General features: G+C 74.2%; 1 protein-coding gene. It reads left to right on the top strand.

All coding sequences use genetic code 11. From position 1 onward, the window contains the following. Positions 1-134: 134 nt before the first annotated feature. On the top strand, positions 135-1,246 hold a 1,112-nt coding region (locus tag ACYVE9_RS27385; protein WP_461030581.1), incomplete at its 3' end, for an ATP-dependent helicase.

Here is a 1,246-nt window from a genome sequence, read left to right as displayed (position 1 = left end):
GGCGTGCACGGCGCACGGTGACGGGCGCGCCGGGGGTGGTGTCGGTCACCCGGCCGAGGGCTGACCAGCCGCTTCCCGGCAGCGGCAGCGGCCGGCCGCCGGAGCTGTCCGCGGCAGCCGCTAACGTCTCTCGGATGGCACCACGGCTCAGCGATCCCGAGCAGCTCAAGGAAGTGCTCGGCATCCCGTTCACCCCGGAACAGCTGGCCTGCATCACCGCACCGCCCGCCCCCCAGGTGATCGTGGCCGGCGCCGGTTCGGGCAAGACCACGGTGATGGCCGCCCGCGTCGTCTGGCTGGTCGGCACCGGGCAGGTGCCACCCGACCGGGTGCTGGGGCTCACCTTCACCAACAAGGCCGCCGGGGAACTCGCCGAGCGGGTCCGAAAGGCCCTCGTCCGGGCCGGGGTGCTGGACACCGATCCGCTGCCCGGACAGGAGGAGGAGCCGGGTGAGCCCGTCATCTCCACGTACCACGCCTTCGCCGGCCGGCTGCTGAAGGACCACGGGCTGCGGCTCGGCGTGGAACCCACGTCCCGCCTGCTGGCCGACGCCACCCGGTTCCAGCTCGCCGCCTCCGTGCTGCGCTCCGCGCCCGGACCCTACCGGGGCCTCACCACGTCCGTCAGCGCGCTCGTGGAGGACCTGCTCGCCCTGGACGGGGAACTGTCCGAGCACCTCGTGCCGCCCGCCCGGCTGCGGGCCTTCGACACCGAACTACTGGACCTGCTGGAGAGCGGCGGCGTCCGCCTCACCAACGCCGCCCTGCGCAAGGTGCCCGAAGCGGCCCGGGGCCGGCTGGAACTGCTCGGACTGGTCGAGGAGTACCGCGACCGCAAGCGCCGACTGGACCTGCTCGACTTCGGTGACCAGATCGCGCTCGCCGCCCGGCTCGCGCGGGAGGTGCCCGAGGTGGGGCGCGTGCTGCGCGAGGAGTTCGCCGTCGTCCTGCTCGACGAGTACCAGGACACGTCCGTCGCCCAGCGCATCCTGCTCGCCGGCCTCTTCGGCGACCGCACCGGGCACCCCGTCACGGCGGTCGGCGACCCCTGCCAGGCGATCTACGGCTGGCGCGGCGCGTCCGTCGCCAACCTGGACGACTTCCCCCGACACTTCCGGCACGCCGACGACAGCCCGGCCCGCCGCTTCTCGCTCAGCGAGAACCGGCGCAGCGGCGGCCGGCTGCTCACCCTCGCCAACACCCTCGCCGCCGACCTGCGGGCCCGCCACGAGGGTGTCGAGGCGCT

This window comes from Streptomyces sparsus (genome assembly GCF_054776295.1).
This window is presented reverse-complemented; position numbering and strand designations above follow the sequence as displayed.